Annotated in this window: 18 protein-coding genes and 1 pseudogene; 11 read left to right on the plus strand and 8 right to left on the minus strand. The window is 71.5% G+C overall.

Annotated features, from left to right (window positions below; translation table 11 throughout):
• Positions 1–147 precede the first annotated feature (147 nt).
• The 3 genes from F3L20_RS18455 to F3L20_RS18465 are packed head-to-tail and all read left to right on the plus strand — an operon-like array spanning position 148 to position 3,117.
• Entirely contained in the window at positions 148–750 is a 603-nt protein-coding gene (locus F3L20_RS18455; protein WP_150155311.1) for a hypothetical protein, read from the plus strand.
• A gap of 8 nt (positions 751–758) precedes the next feature.
• Complete coding sequence (locus F3L20_RS18460) at positions 759–2,066, plus strand: TRAP transporter large permease subunit (RefSeq protein WP_150155312.1); 1,308 nt, start codon at positions 759–761, stop codon at positions 2,064–2,066.
• Between the two features lie 52 nt (positions 2,067–2,118).
• Positions 2,119–3,117: a hypothetical protein gene (locus tag F3L20_RS18465; protein WP_033274257.1), complete on the plus strand. Its 999-nt coding sequence runs from the start codon at positions 2,119–2,121 to the stop codon at positions 3,115–3,117.
• 80 nt (positions 3,118–3,197) lie between these two features.
• On the opposite strand, the gene F3L20_RS18470 is transcribed toward F3L20_RS18465, so the two are convergent.
• From F3L20_RS18470 to F3L20_RS18480, 3 genes are all read right to left on the minus strand, one after another.
• Complete coding sequence (locus F3L20_RS18470) at positions 3,198–3,506, minus strand: MGMT family protein (protein WP_150155313.1); 309 nt, start codon at positions 3,504–3,506, stop codon at positions 3,198–3,200.
• Between the two features lies 1 nt (position 3,507).
• Positions 3,508–4,041: a DUF488 family protein gene (locus F3L20_RS18475; protein ID WP_150155314.1), complete on the minus strand. Its 534-nt coding sequence runs from the start codon at positions 4,039–4,041 to the stop codon at positions 3,508–3,510.
• A 297-nt stretch (positions 4,042–4,338) separates the two neighbouring features.
• Positions 4,339–4,734, minus strand: a complete 396-nt coding sequence (locus F3L20_RS18480) for a DUF302 domain-containing protein (protein WP_150155315.1) — start codon at positions 4,732–4,734, stop codon at positions 4,339–4,341.
• Between the two features lie 192 nt (positions 4,735–4,926).
• On the opposite strand from F3L20_RS18480, the gene F3L20_RS18485 reads away from it, so the two are divergent.
• The 4 genes from F3L20_RS18485 to F3L20_RS18500 all read left to right on the plus strand — a co-directional run bounded on the left by F3L20_RS18485 (position 4,927) and on the right by F3L20_RS18500 (position 8,152).
• Positions 4,927–6,291, plus strand: coding sequence for an MBL fold metallo-hydrolase (locus F3L20_RS18485; protein WP_150155316.1), 1,365 nt, complete (start codon positions 4,927–4,929; stop codon positions 6,289–6,291).
• 46 nt (positions 6,292–6,337) lie between these two features.
• Positions 6,338–6,703 (plus strand): rhodanese-like domain-containing protein, encoded by a 366-nt coding sequence (locus tag F3L20_RS18490; protein ID WP_167534550.1) that lies wholly within the window; start codon positions 6,338–6,340, stop codon positions 6,701–6,703.
• A complete protein-coding gene (locus F3L20_RS18495) occupies positions 6,700–7,443 on the plus strand; it encodes a sulfite exporter TauE/SafE family protein (RefSeq protein WP_150155318.1) in 744 nt (247 codons plus the stop codon). Before F3L20_RS18490 ends, F3L20_RS18495 begins: the two co-directional genes overlap by 4 nt.
• A 133-nt stretch (positions 7,444–7,576) precedes the next feature.
• A complete protein-coding gene (locus tag F3L20_RS18500; protein WP_150155319.1) occupies positions 7,577–8,152 on the plus strand; it encodes a rhodanese-like domain-containing protein in 576 nt (191 codons plus the stop codon).
• A gap of 111 nt (positions 8,153–8,263) precedes the next feature.
• On the opposite strand, the gene F3L20_RS18505 is transcribed toward F3L20_RS18500, so the two are convergent.
• Both F3L20_RS18505 and F3L20_RS18510 read right to left on the minus strand, forming a co-directional pair.
• The gene (locus F3L20_RS18505) at positions 8,264–8,545 is read right to left on the minus strand and encodes a metal-sensitive transcriptional regulator (protein ID WP_033274251.1); all 282 of its coding nucleotides are present in this window, start codon (positions 8,543–8,545) and stop codon (positions 8,264–8,266) included.
• Between the two features lie 120 nt (positions 8,546–8,665).
• The gene (locus F3L20_RS18510; RefSeq protein WP_240810688.1) at positions 8,666–9,547 is read right to left on the minus strand and encodes a universal stress protein; all 882 of its coding nucleotides are present in this window, start codon (positions 9,545–9,547) and stop codon (positions 8,666–8,668) included.
• A 431-nt stretch (positions 9,548–9,978) separates the two neighbouring features.
• Between F3L20_RS18510 and F3L20_RS18515 the strand changes: the two genes are divergently transcribed.
• Positions 9,979–10,623 (plus strand): CBS domain-containing protein, encoded by a 645-nt coding sequence (locus F3L20_RS18515; RefSeq protein ID WP_150155321.1) that lies wholly within the window; start codon positions 9,979–9,981, stop codon positions 10,621–10,623.
• Between the two features lie 53 nt (positions 10,624–10,676).
• Here F3L20_RS18515 and F3L20_RS18520 read toward each other — a convergent pair whose 3' ends face one another.
• Positions 10,677–10,946, minus strand: a complete 270-nt coding sequence (locus tag F3L20_RS18520) for a hypothetical protein (RefSeq protein ID WP_150155322.1) — start codon at positions 10,944–10,946, stop codon at positions 10,677–10,679.
• Between the two features lie 533 nt (positions 10,947–11,479).
• Between F3L20_RS18520 and F3L20_RS18525 the strand changes: the two genes are divergently transcribed.
• Positions 11,480–12,385 (plus strand): pyridoxamine 5'-phosphate oxidase family protein, encoded by a 906-nt coding sequence (locus F3L20_RS18525; RefSeq protein ID WP_150155323.1) that lies wholly within the window; start codon positions 11,480–11,482, stop codon positions 12,383–12,385.
• Between the two features lie 122 nt (positions 12,386–12,507).
• Here F3L20_RS18525 and F3L20_RS18530 read toward each other — a convergent pair whose 3' ends face one another.
• Positions 12,508–13,293: an HAD family hydrolase gene (locus F3L20_RS18530; protein WP_150155324.1), complete on the minus strand. Its 786-nt coding sequence runs from the start codon at positions 13,291–13,293 to the stop codon at positions 12,508–12,510.
• A 539-nt stretch (positions 13,294–13,832) separates the two neighbouring features.
• Here F3L20_RS18530 and F3L20_RS18535 point away from each other — a divergent pair.
• Positions 13,833–14,420 (plus strand): annotated as a pseudogene (locus F3L20_RS18535) (ScbR family autoregulator-binding transcription factor); the annotation flags it as partial.
• A 365-nt stretch (positions 14,421–14,785) separates the two neighbouring features.
• On the opposite strand, the gene F3L20_RS35445 reads toward F3L20_RS18535, so the two are convergent.
• On the minus strand, positions 14,786–15,334 hold the full coding sequence (locus F3L20_RS35445; protein WP_346768023.1) for a hypothetical protein: 549 nt from the start codon (positions 15,332–15,334) through the stop codon (positions 14,786–14,788).
• 902 nt (positions 15,335–16,236) lie between these two features.
• On the opposite strand from F3L20_RS35445, the gene kdpF reads away from it, so the two are divergent.
• Positions 16,237–16,326: a K(+)-transporting ATPase subunit F gene (kdpF, locus tag F3L20_RS18550; protein WP_033274247.1), complete on the plus strand. Its 90-nt coding sequence runs from the start codon at positions 16,237–16,239 to the stop codon at positions 16,324–16,326.
• The last annotated feature ends 8 nt before the right edge of the window (positions 16,327–16,334 follow it).

The following is a 16,334-nucleotide window of genomic DNA, read 5'->3' on the forward strand; positions in this document are numbered from 1 at the left end:
GCGACGGCCCTGTCCGGCCGCGCACACCAGGCCCCGGACCCGCGAGCCCGCCGCAGCAAGTCACCGACACCGCTAGGCCGCGCACACCGGGCCCCGGTCCCGGCCGGCTCCCCACTCCGCACGCTTTCCCCGGCCCGCCGGGAGGAGTTGCGCGCCGCCTGCGCGCGCCTCGCGGCACTGGACGACACGGAGTTCGGCGTACGGCTGCTCGCCAGCACCCCGGGGCACGAGACGCGCGACGAGACACTGCTGGCCGAATGGGCCCGGGCGGCGGCGGAGTTCGGCACGGAGCTGGCCGCCGACGCACCGGCCGGCAACGGCCCCGCAGCCCCGCGGACGCGCGTCGTGGAGACCACCGGCGGCGCGGACCGGCTGCTCCTGGCCCGGTACCGTTCCCGGCCCGTGCCCACCGTTGAGCTGTTCACCGACACCCTCGCCCTCGGCGAGCACCTGGTGGACCTCCTCGGCTGGCGGCCCCTGTACCCCGCCGGCTCCCTGAGGGCCGCGGCCCTCGCCCACGAGCGGGCCCACTGCCTGCTGCACGAGGACGCCGGCGCGCGTCGGGCGCTGCGCGACCGGCTCGGACACACGGCCCTGCGGATCGGCCCGCTGCGCGTCCCCGGGCACGTCGCCGGAGCCGGCGAACTCGTCGCGCACGCCTACGCGGGCGCCGTCTGCGGCCTGCGCCGCACCCCGCTCCTGCTCACCGCCGCGCTGATGGGCGCGGTCCAGGCCCTCCGAGAGGACTGAGGCCCGCCATGGGAATAGTCATCCTGCTGCTCATGCTCGCCGGGGTCGGGCTCATGCTGGCCCGCGTGCTCCCCACCGCCTTCGCCCTGGTCCTCCTCGGCGTCGCCATCGCGGTCGCCGCCGGAGCGCCGCTCACCGGGGAGAACAGCATCCTCGACACGGTTCTCCAGGAAGGTGCCCCGGCCCTCGCCGCGACCATGCTGGCCGTGCTGATCGGCTCGTGGCTCGGGAAACTGATGGAGGAGACCGGCATCGCGGGCACCCTGGTCCGCAAGATCGTCGAGTTCGGCGGCGACCGCCCCACCGTCGTCGCCCTGGGTGTCCTCACCGTCTCCGCCCTCGTCGGCACCGTCACCGGCTCCGCGCCCGCGGCGATGATGGCGGGCATCATCGGCATCCCCGCGATGATCGCGGTGGGCGTCCCGAAGACCACCGCCGCCGGCACGATTCTGATGGGTATCGCCGCCGGCATGCCCTTCGAGCTGCCCGTCTGGCAGTTCTTCTCCACCGCGCTGGAACTGCCCGTCGACACGGTGAAGGGTTTCATGCTCAAGCTGTTCCCGTTCGCGGCCTTCTTCGCGGTGCTGTTCGTGCTCGTGGAGTCCCGCCGCAAGGGCGTCGAACACGCCTGGTCGCTCGCGTCGGCAGCCGAGCGCGACGGCGGCGGAAGCCCGCGGGAGCGGCGGCGCGCCCGCGCCCGCCGGATGGGCGACGCCCCCTGGTACGCGCTGGTCGCCCCCCTCGTGCCGCTGGTCCTCGCGCTCGGCTTCGACGTGGCCATCATCCCGTCGATGCTCGCCGGTGTGCTGTGGGCCCTGCTGACCACGACCCGGCCCGGGCACCTCAACAAGAGGCTCCTGCGCACCCTTTACGGAGGCTTCGAGATCGCCGCCCCTCCCATCGCGCTCTTCGTCGCGATCGGCGTCCTGCTCGCCGCGGTGAAACTTCCCGGTGCGGTGAAGGCCCTGAACCCGCTCGTCGAAGCCGTCGCGCCGGGCAACCCCATCGTCTTCGTGCTGGTCTTCACGCTGCTGGTGCCGCTGTGTCTGTACCGCGGGCCGCTCAACGTCTACGGCCTCGGCGCGGGCATCGCCGGCGTCCTCATCGCCGCGGGCATCTACCCGGCCGTGGCCGTGCTCGGCCTGACCGCCTCCTACAACCAGGTGTTCGGCGTCAGCGACCCGACGAGCACCCAGACCGTGTGGGCGGCGCAGTACTCCGGCGTCGGCCCCCAGCAGGTGATGCTGCGCACCCTGCCCTACGTGTGGTGCGTCGCCCTCGGCGGTCTGGTCGTCACCGCCGCCACCCAACTGTGAGCCGCACACGATCCGTACCCCCGCCCCCCCCGTCCGAAGGAGCCGTGACCCCATGACGTTCGACCGCCGCACCTTCCTGCGCACCGCCACTGCCGGCGGCGCCGTGTTCGCCTTCGGCGCGCAGGGCGCCGGCCAGGCCGCCGCCGCCCCCGGCGGCTTCCCCGACTACCGCCACGTCCGCACCCTGCTCACGGCCGGACAGCTCTCCTACAACCCCACCGGGGAGATCATCTTCCCGTGCGTGCGCGGGGTCTACGACAAGCTGAGCGCCCCGCTCGGCCGGTACTACCTGTACTACGCGCCGCACGACGCGCCGGGCGGCATCTGCCTCGCCCATGGCGACTCCCTGGAGGGCCCGTTCACGGAGTACCCGGGCAACCCGATCGTGAGCAACACCTGGTCCCCGCACTACAAGGTCAGCCACGTCTCCTCACCGCACGTGCTGTGGAACGCCGACGTCCGTGAGCTGTGGCTGTACTTCCACGGCGAGAACACCACCACCCGCCTCGCCCGTTCCAAGGACGGCGTGCACTTCACCTACGACAAGACGGTCCTCAGCACGTCGATGATGCCGGCGGGCACCACCGAGACCTCCTACGCCCGGGTCTTCCGGCACGACCTGCCCGCGCGCGGCGCCCGCTACGTGATGCTCTTCATGTGGAACACCACCGCCGACCACCGGGACATCGGCTGGGGCTGGTCACCCGACGGCCGCACCTGGGAGTTCTCCGACCGGCCCCTGATCGACCACGCCGCGGTCGGCGCGGTGAACGTCGGCGGACCGCACCTGCTCACCCGCGGCGGCAGCGCGTACGTCGTCTACAACACCGACAAGGGCAGCGGCGGCGACATCCTGATCACCGAGGTGGGCAGCGACTTCTCCCGCCGCGACCACCTCGGCGTGTTCTACGCCTCGGGCGGCGCGGCGCCGGAGAACGGACGCGCGGCGTCGCCGTCGTTCGGCACCGACGGGGGCGTGCCGTACATGGTGTACGAGGCGGGGGAGCGGCTGTCGGGCGCCATCGCCCTGGCCCGCGCGACGACGTCCTGACCGGCCTGACCGGCCTGACCGGCGGGCCGGGACGGCGTCGGTATGCCGTTGCGAAGGACCGTTCCCGTGCGCGTCGGAGATCACGGCGACGGCGGGACGGGCCCCTCTCTGCGGTGCCGTGCGCGTCGCATGTCCACTCGTGTGCCGCGCATCGGAATCCCCTCGTCGGCCAGCAGCCGAGGCGCCTGACCCTGGTGGCACGTCGCGGGCGTCCCGTCGGCGTGGACCACGCGCCACCAGGGCACGCCTTCGTCGAGCAGACTCATCGCGCGTCCCACCTGCCGGGGGCTCGTTCCGATCCATTCCGCGATGTCGCCGTAGGAAGCGACGCTGCCTGCCGGGATGGCTGCGACCTCCGCGCGGACCTCCGCGACGATGTCCGTACTCATCTCACGCACCTCGGGGCGCAGGGTAGGTGATGCGGCCATGGTGAACGTCCGCGTTCTCGTTCAAGAGAGCCGGCTTGGTCACTGTGGCGGACATGATGTGTACGACCTCGACACCCGCGACGAGCAGCGCGTCGGTGATGAGTCTGCGGTGGCAGCGCCACGGCACGGCCTCACTGCACATGATCACCGGCCGCCCGTGCGCGGCGAGGTCGAGCAACTCATCCAGCCCTTTCGCGAACTCGCTGCTCATCATGTGGTCGGCATAGTCCCGGAACGCCTTCACCCGCCACGCGGTGTTGACGCTTTCGACGCCCTTCGGGGTGTGACGTCTGCCGCCCAGCTCCCGGATCCACCGATAGTGGATGTCCGGTGGGAGATTCTCGATGACGGCCTCCTGGTTCCACTGCGGGAACGTGCGCGAGGCCGGATAGGAACGGACGTCCACCAGGTCGGTGACGTCATGTTTCCGCAGCATCGACAGCACCTCGTCGAAGGTGCGGGTCGAATGCCCGATGGTGTGCACGCGGTTCGTCATCACATCTCCGTGTCACGCCGTCACGGCTTGTCCCGCTCTTCGGGCAGCGTGGAGCTGCCCACGTGGGCGGGCGCGAAAGCCGACGGCATCAGCTCTCCTCCAGTGTGCTTCCCCCGTCCACGGCAACGTGGTCGGTCTCTTCGCTCTTGATCTCGCGCTGCGGGGTCGCTTTCTGTGGCCGGGCGTCGGTGAGCCCTCGTCCGGCTGGACCGGGTGCGGCAGGGCCGCGCGGCACCGGCCGGGAGAGGGACTGCGGCACCGCGTGCCTGGGCGGGCAGACGCTGAGCCGGGGAGGGGTCAGGTGGCGCTGAGCGCGCTGAGCGCGGCGTCGAGTCGGGCCGTGGCTTCGTCGGCGACGGGCTTGAGGGCATCCAGGCCGGTGAGGGTGACCATGGTGCCCGGGTCGAGGGCCTGGACGAGCGTGTGGTCGCCGTCGCGGCGGACGACGACGTTGCACGGCAGGAGCAGACCGATGGAGCGGTCGGCCTCCAGGGCCTGGTGGGCGAGCGGCGGGTTGCAGGCGCCCAGGATGAGGTAGTCCTCCATGTCGTGGCCGAGCTTGGCCTTCAGTGTGGCCTGGACGTCGATCTCGGTGAGGATGCCGAACCCCTGGTCGGCCAGGGCTTGGCGGACGGCGGCGGTGGCGGTGCCGAAGTCGGTCTCGGCCAGGCGGACGGTGCGGTCGTAGGACACGGTGCGCTGCTCCTTCGGTGAAACGTTGAACCCGGCTCCTTGATACCCCAGCGGGTACCCGGCGCAGTGGGCGCAATGCCGCAGCCGGACAGTGGCGAACACTCACACAGGAATACCCCCGGGGGTATTCCTGTTAAGGTGGACGTTGAATACCCCCCGGGGTACATAGTCTCTTGTGGAGGAGCCGTAGCCGTGTTCTTCGTGGACACCCTCGAGTTCGAGGGCCTGGGCAACCGCAGCTACCTGGCCGGCGGAGCCGCTGCCGCGGTGGTCATCGATCCGCCGCGCGACATCGACCAGGTGATCGCCGACGCCGCCAGACGCGGGGTACGCATCGCGTACGTGGCGGAGACCCACGTGCACAACGACTACGTCACCGGTGGTCTGGAGCTGGCCCGTGTCACCGGCGCCGCCTATCTGGTACCGGCTGCGGCGCACGTCTCCTTCGCCCGCACCCCGGTCGCCGACGGCGACACCGAGGACGTGGACGCGGGCCTGGTCCTGCGTGCGATCGCCACGCCCGGGCACACCCCGCACCACACCTCCTACGTCCTGGAGGAGGTCGGACGCGGTGTGGCGGCGTTCACCGGCGGATCGCTGCTGATCGGCACGGTGGGCCGCCCCGACCTGGTGGAGCCCCGGCTCACCGAGCAGCTGGCCCGGGCCCAGCACGCCTCCGCCCACCGCCTGGCCGCCGAACTGGACGACGACGTGCCGGTGCTGCCCACCCACGGGTTCGGCAGCTTCTGCTCCTCCGCCCAGGCCGGCGGGGACGCGAGCACCATCGGCAAGGAACGCACCAGCAACGACGCGTTCACCCTGGACGTGGACACCTTCGTTCAGCGGATGCTCGCCGGGCTGGAGGACGTGCCCGCCTACTACGCGCACATGGGACCGGCCAACGCCGCGGGCCCCGCCCCCGTCGACCTGACCCCGCCCGAGCGTGCCGACGCAGGCGAGATCTCCTCCCGGCTGGCCGCCGGCGAGTGGGTCGTGGACCTGCGCAGCCGGATGGCCTTCGCCGAGGGGCATGTGGCCGGGTCGTTCAATTTCGAGGGCGAGGGCAAGCTCGCCACCTACCTGGCCTGGCTGATCCCGTGGGGGAAGCCCGTCACCCTGCTGGCCGAGACCCCCGAGCAGGTCGCCGACGCGCAGCGGAAGCTGGCGCGGGTGGGCATCGACCGCCCGGCCGCCGCCGCCACCGGCGACCCGGCCGGCTGGGTCCGTGAAGGCGAGCACCTCGTCTCCTTCCCGCGGGCCCGCTTCGCCGACCTCGCCGATGCCCGCCGACGCGGCGACGACGTGGTCGTGCTGGACGTGCGCCGGGACTCGGAGCGCGCGGGCGGCCACATCGACGGCTCGGTCCACATCCCGGTCCACGCACTGCACGGGCGCATCGGCGAGGTGCCGGACGGCACGGTGTGGGTGCACTGCGCGGGCGGAATGCGCGCGGCGATCGCCGCCTCCCTGCTGCATGCCGCCGGCCGGGATGTGGTCGCCGTCGACGACGGCTTCGACGCCGCGACGGAAGCCGGACTGTCCCTGGCCTCCGGCTGATCCCGGCCGTTACCCCCGCGAGGAAGCACAAGGAAGGAAGCACGTGATGCCCCTCATTGTCCGGAACGGGCACCGGGTCACGGTCGACGAGGCACGCAGCCGTCCCCACGGCGACCAGGCCGACGCGGTCCTGCTGGACGTCCGCGAAGAGCCCGAGTGGACCGCGGGCCACGCCCTGGGCGCCGTCCACATACCGCTGGCGGAACTCTTCCTCGGCGCCACGCTGCCGGCCGAGGCGCAGGGCCGTCCGCCGGTGGTGATCTGCCGCAGCGGTCACCGCTCCTCACACGCCGCGCGTCTTCTCGCCGAACGCGGAGCGCGGGCGGTGGACGTCGAGGGCGGCATGAACGCGTGGGCCGCCGCCGGGCACCCGGTCGTCGACGAACGCGGGAACAGCGGCCGAACAGCGTGACCGTACTCGTACTCGCCCTCGTCGCCGGGGCCGTCATCGGTCTCGCCCTCGGAGCGCTCGGCGGCGGTGGCAGCGTCCTTGCCGTGCCGGCACTGATCTACCTGCTCGGCTTCACTCCGGCCGCCGCCACCACCGCCAGCCTGCTCATCGTCGCTGCCACCTCCGCCACCGCCCTGTACGCCCACACCCGCGACGGAAACGTGGCATGGAAGACGGGCGCGCTGTTCGCCGCGGCGGGCATCGTCCCCGCCTTCCTCGCCGGCGCTGCCGCCGGGCGCCTGCCCGAAGCGCTACTGACGGCGGCCTTCGCGGTCGTCGCCGCGCTGGCGGCCCTGCGCATGCTGCGGCCCTCCCCGTCCCTGCCGCCGGACCGGATCCGTCCCGGCAAGGCGGCCGGCGCCGGTGCCGGACTCGGCGCCGTGACGGGCTTCCTGGGGGTCGGCGGGGGATTCCTCGCCGTGCCCGCACTGGTGAGTGTCCTGGGACTGGCCATGCGCCGGGCGGTGGGCACCAGCCTGCTCGTCATCACCGTGAACTCACTCGCCGCGCTTGCCGCTCGCACCGGCACCACCGGCGGGCTCCACTGGGAGATCATCGGCCCCTTCACCGGCGCGGCGATCCTCGGCGCCTGGGACGGCAAACGACTCGCGACGAAGATCTCCGGCACCACCCTTCAGAGAACCTTCGCCGGCGTCCTGCTGGCGGTGGCGGCCTTCATGCTCGTCGACGTGATCGTCTGAACGCCAGTGCCGCCAACGGCTGGACCAGGGACCAGGACACCTTCTCCAGCCCACCACGCATCTCAAGGCCGCCTTGGGGCCGGCTCCCCTGAGATCAAGCCCACCACTCCGACACGCAAGGATGACATCTGCCATGACCACACCCACGGCCCTCGCCACCGACGAGGCACGCACGCGCCTGCACGAACTGACCGTCATCGACGTGCGCACCCCGGGCGAATACGCCGGCGGCCATCTCCCCGGCGCGCTCAACATCCCCCTCGACCAGATCCGGCGCGCGCTGCCCGACATCCGTCACGCCACCGGACACGGCGACGTCCTGGTCGTCTGCGCCTCGGGCGCCCGCTCCGAGAACGCCTGCAAGATCCTCGCGGAGAACGGTGTCACCGCCGCCACCCTGTCGGGAGGAACCGGCGCCTGGGCGGCCGACGGCCACGAACTCCACCGCCCCCAGGGCGCCTCCCGTACCTCCTGGGGAATGGAGCGGCAGGTGCGGCTCACCGCAGGAGTGATCGTGCTGCTCGGCCTGCTGCTCGGGCTCGTCGTCCACCCCGCCTTCCAGCTCCTCTCCGCGGGCATCGCGGCCGGCCTGGTCTTCTCCGCCCTGACCAACACCTGCGGCATGGCCGCCATGCTCGCCAGGCTCCCCCACAACCGTCCCCGCGCGGCCGACCTCGACAAGTCGTTGGCCGCGCTGCGCAACCGCTGAACCACACGATGAAGGGGAGGGACCCGGCTTTGGGTTCCTCCCCTTTCGCATGCCGCAGCATGGGATCACCCGCCGTGAACGGGCGGGTGATCCGGTACCGCGGGCACCGGCTCAGGCCAGGGAGAGGAACAGCTTCTCCAGCCGCGTACGCATCTGCTCCCGGTCACCGGAAGCGGCCATGTCCGCATCGGTCAGACAGTGCTGCAGTCCCGTGGCGATGATCGCGAAACCGGCCTTGTCCAAGGCCCTGGACGCCGCGGCGAGCTGGGTGACGACGTCCTCGCAGTCCCGTCCGTCCTCGATCATCTTGATGACACCCGCGATCTGACCCTGCGCCCGGCGCAGCCGGTTGAGCGCAGTCTTGAGTTCCTCAGCCGCCATCGCCAGCTCCACAACAACCCACACTCCTTCGATATACCCCGTTGGGTATCGTATCGAAGGTGTGAACCCCAGCCGGGCGAAGGAAAATCCCCTTCGCTGAAGTGTTACTGCCCTCAGTGCCGATCAGCAGGGTCACCCCTGGCCGCGGACGACGGTGACGGGGCAGTGGGCGTGGTGCAGCAGCGCCTGGCTGACCGATCCCACGAGCAGGCCGGTGAAGCCGCCGTTGCCCCGGGCTCCGGCCACCACCACTTGGGCCTCCCGGCTGGCGTCGATCAGCGCGGTGCGGATCCGCGACCGCACCAGGCGCCGTTCGACGGTGACCTGCGGGTAGCTCGCCTGCCCGCCGGCGACGGCCCGGTCGAGAAGCCGCTGTTCGGCCTCCCGCAGCCGGTCGGCGTCCGCCACCACCGCGGCCGGCGGATCGCCGGGTCCCTCGCAGGCGCGTGCGCTCCAGGAGTTCCACACGTGCAGCGCCACCAGCGGGGCACCGCGCAGCGCGGCCTCGGCGAACGCGAAGTCCACCGCCCGCTCCCCGGCAGGGGACCCGTCCACGGCGCACAGCACGGGGCCGGCCGGGTCCGGACGGCCGCGTACCACCATGAGCGGGCCGTGGCCGTGCGCGGCCAGATGCACGGCCGTCGAGCCGAGCAGCAGCCCGGAGAAGCCCGTCAGGCCGCGACTGCCGACCACGGTCAGCGCCGCTGATCGGGACTCGATCTCCAGGACCTCGATCGCGTCACCGGTCACCACCGAGCGAGTGATCTCGAGGCCCGGCGCGACCGCGTGCGCCCGCTCTTCGGCCCGGGCCGGTAGCCCGTGCACCATCGCCTCCAGGCCGTGATCGGCCGGGCTCCATGGCGCCGCGCCGGGCGGCAGGTGTGCGGACGGGCTGCCGATGGCGTGGACGATGCGCAGCGATGTGCCCCGTAGGTGTGCCTCGCGGGCCGCGACATCGACAGCGGTGAGGCTGGACGCCGAACCGTCCGCCCCTACGATGACCGGATCACTCACTGGACTCTCCCTCTGGGACAGGCCGCGGAAGTGCGGCGCGTCGGTTCCACCCTCCCGGCACGCGATCACCCCGGCCAGGGCCGACCGGCCCGGAACCGGGCCACTGGGCCCTGTCCCGGCCCGCTCAGCGGGCCGGGACAGGGCCTCGCGCGGTCGGGTCTCCCGCGTCGGCGCCTCCACCGCTGTCAGACTCGACGCCGACCGTCCACACCGACGACCACCATCTGGCCGTTCGGCTGCGCACGATGTCGCGTCCCTGGCCTCAGGACCGTCCGGCCGCCCCGCCGGGCCGAACCTCACTGGTCGCCTGAGCGGCGCGGTGTTGTCATGGGTGGGGGAGACGGCGGGTACGGGTCGACGCATCGCACGTGGTCCGCGCGGGCGGTCCGGCCACAGCCGCTCGTCGTGATGCGGACGAGGAGACTGACGTCATGCTGCACCGCCACACGGTCGGAGACGTGATGACCGAGGAGGTCGTCACCCTTCGCCCCACCACACCGCTCCACGAGGCAGCCGCCCTGCTGGACGCGAACGACATCGTCGCGGCACCGGTCGTCGACGACGCCGGCGATCTCGTCGGCGTCGTGTCCGCGTCCGACGTGCTGCGGCACGAGACCGGCACGCCTGATCCGCAGGGGCGGGGCGGGACCGGCGAGCACGTCTGGAGCAAGGCCCGGGCACAGACCGCGGGCGAACTCATGAGCAGCCCCGTCTTCACCGCCCGCGCCGACTGGACGATCCCCCGGGCCGCACGGGAACTGCGCAGGCGGCACGTGAAGCAGCTGCCGGTGGTCGACGCCGACGGGCTCCTCACCGGCATCGTCACCCGCAGCGACCTGCTCGACGTCTTCATCCGCCCGGACGCCGAGATCCGCGGTCAGGTGGAGCAGGACATCCTGGGGCGCATGCTCGGCCTGGACGAGGGCAGCGTCACCGTCGAAGCCCGAGACGGTGTCGTCACCCTTCGGGGACAGGTGCCGCAGGCGCGTCTCGTCCCGGTGATCGTGGGCCTGTGTCAGGGCGTCGACGGGGTCGTCGCCGTGGACGCCCGCCTTTCCCGGGGCCGGGCCGACTAGGCACGCCGAATCAAGGCCGGGTCACCGCTGTCCCAGATCTTCTCCGGTGCCGCTCACTCGGGCGGCCGACGGGAGTGGGCCGGGTATGTGCGAGGGCGGCCGTGGCGGCGACGAACCACGGAGCTCGCCACCGCGGCCAGGCCCAGGCAGAAGAGGAGGCCGAGGGTCAGCCCTGCGCAGAAGACGGCCAGCGTGTTCATGGTCGCGATGTCCTGGCCGAGTACGGACACGGTGTACTGGGGGCCACCGGAGAGGTTGCCGGCGATCACCAGGCCGGTGAAGGCCCCTACGGCTCCGACGAGGAGCAGTCCGAGTATGAGCATCCGGGTCATCTCCTCGGTGGGAGTGTTCCGTCGGTACGAAACTCGGGTGGACCGGGTACCCGCGGTGCCGTCCGGTCATACACCGGGGCGAGGCCGAAGGGACCAGGTGTCACACCTTCCGTCCCCGGCTGCCCGTCCCCGGCTCGTCCGACCGTCTCCGCCGAGGGGGATACACCCGTACCGGCAGTGTGAAGGGGGATCTCCCCGAGCCGGAGGGCACCCGCCGCCTCCCCGCCCTCGACAGCCCGCCGCGCCGTCCCGCACGCACCGGCGTGCGGGGCGCCCCGACGTGCTCTTTCCATGACACCGCAGCGCCGGGGACGGTGCCAGGGATGTCCGGTGCCGTGCCGAGGGCCTGCGGGGGATCGCGCACGCGTCCGGTCGTCCGCGGTTCGGTGAGCGGGGCAGGCGGCGACGGCCCTACGGATGGGCGCGCGGACGGCCGGGCACCGTCCGGTCCGGTCATGCCGTGCGGCGGGGTGCCGACCGTGGCACGTTGGATACAGCGGCATTCCGAGGAGAGGGCGGCGGTCATGCGAGCTCACCTTGGCGACCGGCTCGTCGTGGAGAGCCCGGCGACCGGCGTCGTCAGGCGCGACGGCGAGATCGTCGGACTGCGCCATGACGACGGAACGCCTCCCTACGACGTGCGCTGGTCGGACACGGACGACATCACGCTCGTGTTCCCAGGCCCCGACGCGCACATCCAGCACCTCGACACCGAGCACGGACATGCCGACGCCGCCGACGTGCCCTTCCCTCCTGCCGCGACCGGCCCGGTGCCGGAGGAACTGAATCCAGGCGACATCGGCCGGCGCCTGGCCCTCGAACGCCGCAGGCAGGGGCTGAGCCGGGAGGAGACGGCGCGCCGAGCTCGCATCTCGCCGCAGTACCTGGCGTACCTGGAGGAACAGTCGGCCGACCCGAGCATGGCGACCCTCCTGACGCTGGCCGCCGCACTGGGCACCACCGTCACGGCACTGCGCGGAGCGGGTGTCGATCTGCCACCCGGTCAGGGACATGCGCTGCTGCGTCCGCAGTTGCGTGACCTCGGCCCGGAGGAATGCCGGCGGCTGCTGTCCACGCACGGCGTCGGGCGTATCGCCGTGACGGCGTCCGGCGGACATCCCGCGGTCGTCCCGGTCAACTACGAGGTCGTGGACGACGAGATCGTCTTCCGCACCAAGCCCGGCTCCGTGCCGGCGGCCGCGGCCGGCACCGAGGTCGCCTTCGAGGTCGACCACGTCGACGAAGCGATGAGCCGTGGATGGAGCGTCCTCGCCGTCGGTCCCGCGAGCGTCGTCACCGAACCCGACACCGTGCGTGAGCTCACCCGGCGCGCCCACACGGATCCGTGGGCGGGCGGTAAGCGGGATGTCTGGGTGGCGATCCGGCCCACGCGCGTCACAGGCAAGCGCATCACTCCCGCCGACCGGTAGGCACCCACGGGAACCGGTCCGGGAGCGGTGGCCTCGGTGTCCAGGTCGCCCCGGCAACCGGGCGGCGGAGTGGGACCCCGGACACCTGGTGCCCGGCCGAAGACGAACCCCGAGTCGGTCGGTCAGAGCGGGCGGTGACGGTCGTGATCCCTCTCGGCGCCCGGTAACGAGGCAGGCCGCCAGTTCCGCACCCACCCGAGTACCTCCGGACGGTCCAGGGCCGGCACCCAGGCATCTGCATGCCCGGTGTTCCCGTCGTCAGGCAGCGGTCCCACGCCGAGGATCCGCAGACCGGCACGCCACGCCGACTCGATGCCCGTGAGGGAGTCCTCGACGGCCAGGGCGGTTTCCGGCCGGGCTCCGCACAGACGTGCCGCCGTGGTGTACACGTCCGGCCATGGCTTGGGCCGTACCGCCTGCGGTCGCTCGGCGTCCTTCCCGGAATCGCCCTCGACGCGATCCCCCGGCGGCACCCCGGGCACGACGATGTGGTGGAAGTGGCGGCGCAGCCCGGCGCGGCCGAGGCTCTCCTCCACCACTTCGAGCGGGCAGTTGCTGGCCACGGCCAGCGGCAGCCGCCCGGACAGGAGGCGCACCATCTCACTTGCACCCGGCATGGTGAGGGGGTCCTCCGCCACGAGAGACATGAAGTGTGCGAGGAGCGCCGTGGTCAGGTCCGCCGCCAGCTCGGGTTTGTTGGTCTCCTCGGCCATCAGGCGGCCGCAATCGACGTAGTGCACGCCTTTGGCGCGTTCGGCGAAGCCCGGCGGAGGCAGGAGACCGAACTCACGGAAAGCGCGGTTCCGCGCGTCCTGCCAATGCCGTTCCGTGTCCATCAGCGTGCCGTCGCAGTCGAAGACAACGGCCTCAGGTGACCAGTTCGACAGGGTTCGAAGGGGTGGCGTCATGGTGGCCTCCTGGGCGAGAGGGCGGGAGTGGGCACACGAGTCGCGGGAGCGCGCGACTACGCGGGTGAGGCGGCGGAGGCCACGCGACGACGGGCGCGACGAGGGCCGATGCGCTTCGGGAACTCACCGGCCAGGACGACTCGTATTTCGGGGCATCAGCCGCAAAGAGAAAACATTGCAACGGCTACGATATTTAACTCGCGAAAAACGGCGCAATCACCGTTTCGAGTACTCGCCCCGCAGGCGATCAGGGTGTAAGTGCGTGCCTCGGCCCGCCACTCACACGCTGTTGGTGCAGCGTCATCCCCGCTGCGGGCAAAGCGAGTTGCGGCATATGCGGGCGGCGAGAGACCACGCCCCGGTATGCGACGGAAAAGAGAATGAGCGAACCAGGAGCGGCACCCCGGAAGGCAATATCCACTCTTTGGTGTTCAGATTCGAAAGAAATACCGCAATCGCTGCGTGAGACTGCCAGTTCATTGCTCCAGGCGTACGCGGGCGCACTACATTGTGGGCCGTTCACTACGGAGCCGAACGAGGTGCGCGAGATCTTGCAGGAACGGGCCAGAGCAACCCGCAGATCACTCCTGGAGGCAGCCGCCTGCCTCTTCGCCCAGCAGGGCTACGCCGGCACGAGCGTCAACGACATAAGCGCCCGGTCGGGACGGACCAGCGGATCCGTGTACTTCCATTACGCCAGCAAGGAAGGCATCGCCCAGGCGGTCGTCCGGGACGGCTTCGCGACCTGGCCGAGCCTCGTACCCCGGTACGACGACCCGAGCGTGCCACCCCTGGAGCGCCTCGTCGCACTGAGCTACGAGATCGCCCGCGCCCTCGCCGAGGACTCCCTGACCCGCGCGGGTGCCCGCCTCTGGGCCGAGCGCCACACCATCAACGTGGATCTTCCCGACCCCTTCGTTCTCTGGACGGCCGCGGCCACACGCCTGCTCGCCCAGGCCCGGGCCGAGGGGTCCCTGCCGGCCGGTGTCCGCCCGGCCGCCACCGCCCGCACCCTGGTCCGGGCCTTCTACGGGTTCTGCACCCTCACGGAGGCGCTGGAAGGCTCCCACGCGCTCACCGGCCGTCTCTCCGACTGGTGGCAGCTGACGCTGCCCGCCCTCCAACGGGACGTCCGATCCGGTCAGGTCCCGACGCGCCCGGCGGCCGCCACGCCGTCCGTCGACAACCGCCCGCCCCTGAAAGCGCCTGCCACCAGCGACCGAAGGCTGTCCGTCCGAACCGCGGAACACCAGACGAACCGTCCGGTGGCCGGCCCCGCCGGCCCCGCCGGCTCGGTCGGCGACCGGGGTCCGGCAGGGTGCGGCCGAACGTGACGCCGCCGCGCGGCGGCAGGTGACGCGGCCCGGTCATGAGCGTCGAAACGCCGGGTTCGGCAACCCATGGGTCCTCTGTCCGGTACCGGGAGTCTTCTGGCCGCCCGGCGTCACGGCATGCCCGCTCCGTGACGCCCTGGCTGCACGCCGCGGACGGGTCACGTCATCAACTCGATGTGCGGATGCTCGGGCTCCGCCGGGCAGACGAACAGGTGCTGCCGGTAGCCGCTGCCAATCTGGACCCCGGTCGCGTTGTAGCCGCGGTGGCCGGGGTACGGTCCGGCACCTGGGTGGGGGTGCGGAGACCAGCTGTTCCCGGCGTCGTCCCCTTCCTCGAACGTGGCGACGGTCATCAGGACCTCCATGCCGGTGCCGCACTCGGAGCAGGACCGCTGGCTGGGGTCGGTGGAGTTCCAGGCGGGCCAGCCGCCGACCTTCCAGCCGGGTGCGTTGGACAGCACGCAGTCGTAGTACGTGTCCGGGTCCATGTCTTCCTCCGCCGCCTGCGGCACCTTCCAGCGCTTGAGCTGCTCCCGCAGTTCCTCGCTCAGCTCCAGGTGGTCGGGGTACTCGGTGATCTGCTCCGGTTCGAGCACGCACGGCTCCGGCAGATACCCGTCGAACTGCACTACGGACGGTTCGGGGGGCGTGTCGAGGATGTCGGTGACGGCGGCTGCCGAACGCCAGAAGAGCAGGGTCCTTGGCATGATCGGATGATCGAAGGGGCACCACAGAACCTGCAGAAGGTCCTTGCCCTCCGGCGGGCTCAGATCGGGCACGTCCCGTGCGTACAGCTGCGCCACGGGAAGCATCGCCAGGGGGCCGTCGTACGACTGGACCGCCGGCCTCAGAGGACAGGTCCGAGGGGGCCGGATCCGCTCGAGAGTCTCCCGTTCCTCCGGAGTCAGGTCCCGGCCGTGCGATGCGGCGAAGATCCGCCGCTCCACTCGCAGATCCGCCGGGGACAGGGCTGGGTTGATGCCGTCCACCACATGCGGTTCCTCGCAGTGCGGCCATGACTCCTCGGCAGGCCACAGCATCGGCCCGCCGATCGAGCTGTCGTGCCACGTCGGCGTCCCGGGGCGGGGGTGCAGACGGGTCGCCGTGCGGGCCAACGGGGCCGGTTGGGGAAAGACCGCGACAACATCGACCGGCCGTGGCGGAGTGACAGGAGTGGCGTTCATGGCGGCGATTTTGCCCATCGCCTCTGACAACGGTCCTTGTGGCCCACGAGGAGTGCGGTGATCGCACCTCCACCCACCCCTGCACCCCGTTTTCGCCAGACGCCAACCGGTCCGCTGGCCGTGGAGCGTCCGGGAGCCGGACGCACCGGTCTGCCGGTTTCGGCTGCTGTGAGGCGTCTCACCTGCACATCGGTCCGTTACTCACGGGTAGGGGCGGGTGGCGTATGCGTTCCGTCAAGATGCCCCGCGATGCCGTCAGGGAGCCGTCAACGCCTGCCGCGATCCGACCGCGGAGGCGTTTTCCTCTTGTTGTCCGTTCCGTTCGACCGACTTCAGGAGTGCGCGATGGCCGATCTGGCCTTCGTCGTCACCGCGCTCGCGGGATTCGCGCTGGTGGCCTTCATCGCCAAGGGGGTGACGAAGCTGTGACCGCCGAGAACGTCGTCGGCCTGGTCGTGGCCGTCACCCTGCTGGGCTATCTCGTATTCGCTCTGCTCTTCCCGGAGAGGTTCTGAGCCACAGC

Source organism: Streptomyces tendae, assembly GCF_008632955.1.
GTDB lineage: Bacteria > Actinomycetota > Actinomycetes > Streptomycetales > Streptomycetaceae > Streptomyces.

What these genes read in the sequence shown, in the direction of transcription:
- F3L20_RS18470 (WP_150155313.1), bottom strand. Translation starts at nt 3,506, where the DNA reads ATGAGTACGGACATCGTCGCGGAGGTCCGCGCGGAGGTCGCAGCCATC.
- F3L20_RS35445 (WP_346768023.1), bottom strand. Translation starts at nt 15,334, where the DNA reads ATGCCAAGGACCCTGCTCTTCTGGCGTTCGGCAGCCGCCGTCACCGAC.
- F3L20_RS18460 (WP_150155312.1), top strand. Translation starts at nt 759, where the DNA reads ATGGGAATAGTCATCCTGCTGCTCATGCTCGCCGGGGTCGGGCTCATG.
- F3L20_RS18530 (WP_150155324.1), bottom strand. Translation starts at nt 13,293, where the DNA reads ATGACGCCACCCCTTCGAACCCTGTCGAACTGGTCACCTGAGGCCGTT.
- F3L20_RS18500 (WP_150155319.1), top strand. Translation starts at nt 7,577, where the DNA reads ATGACCACACCCACGGCCCTCGCCACCGACGAGGCACGCACGCGCCTG.
- F3L20_RS18525 (WP_150155323.1), top strand. Translation starts at nt 11,480, where the DNA reads ATGCGAGCTCACCTTGGCGACCGGCTCGTCGTGGAGAGCCCGGCGACC.
- F3L20_RS18515 (WP_150155321.1), top strand. Translation starts at nt 9,979, where the DNA reads ATGCTGCACCGCCACACGGTCGGAGACGTGATGACCGAGGAGGTCGTC.
- F3L20_RS18490 (WP_167534550.1), top strand. Translation starts at nt 6,338, where the DNA reads ATGCCCCTCATTGTCCGGAACGGGCACCGGGTCACGGTCGACGAGGCA.
- F3L20_RS18520 (WP_150155322.1), bottom strand. Translation starts at nt 10,946, where the DNA reads ATGCTCATACTCGGACTGCTCCTCGTCGGAGCCGTAGGGGCCTTCACC.
- F3L20_RS18475 (WP_150155314.1), bottom strand. Translation starts at nt 4,041, where the DNA reads ATGACGAACCGCGTGCACACCATCGGGCATTCGACCCGCACCTTCGAC.
- F3L20_RS18465 (WP_033274257.1), top strand. Translation starts at nt 2,119, where the DNA reads ATGACGTTCGACCGCCGCACCTTCCTGCGCACCGCCACTGCCGGCGGC.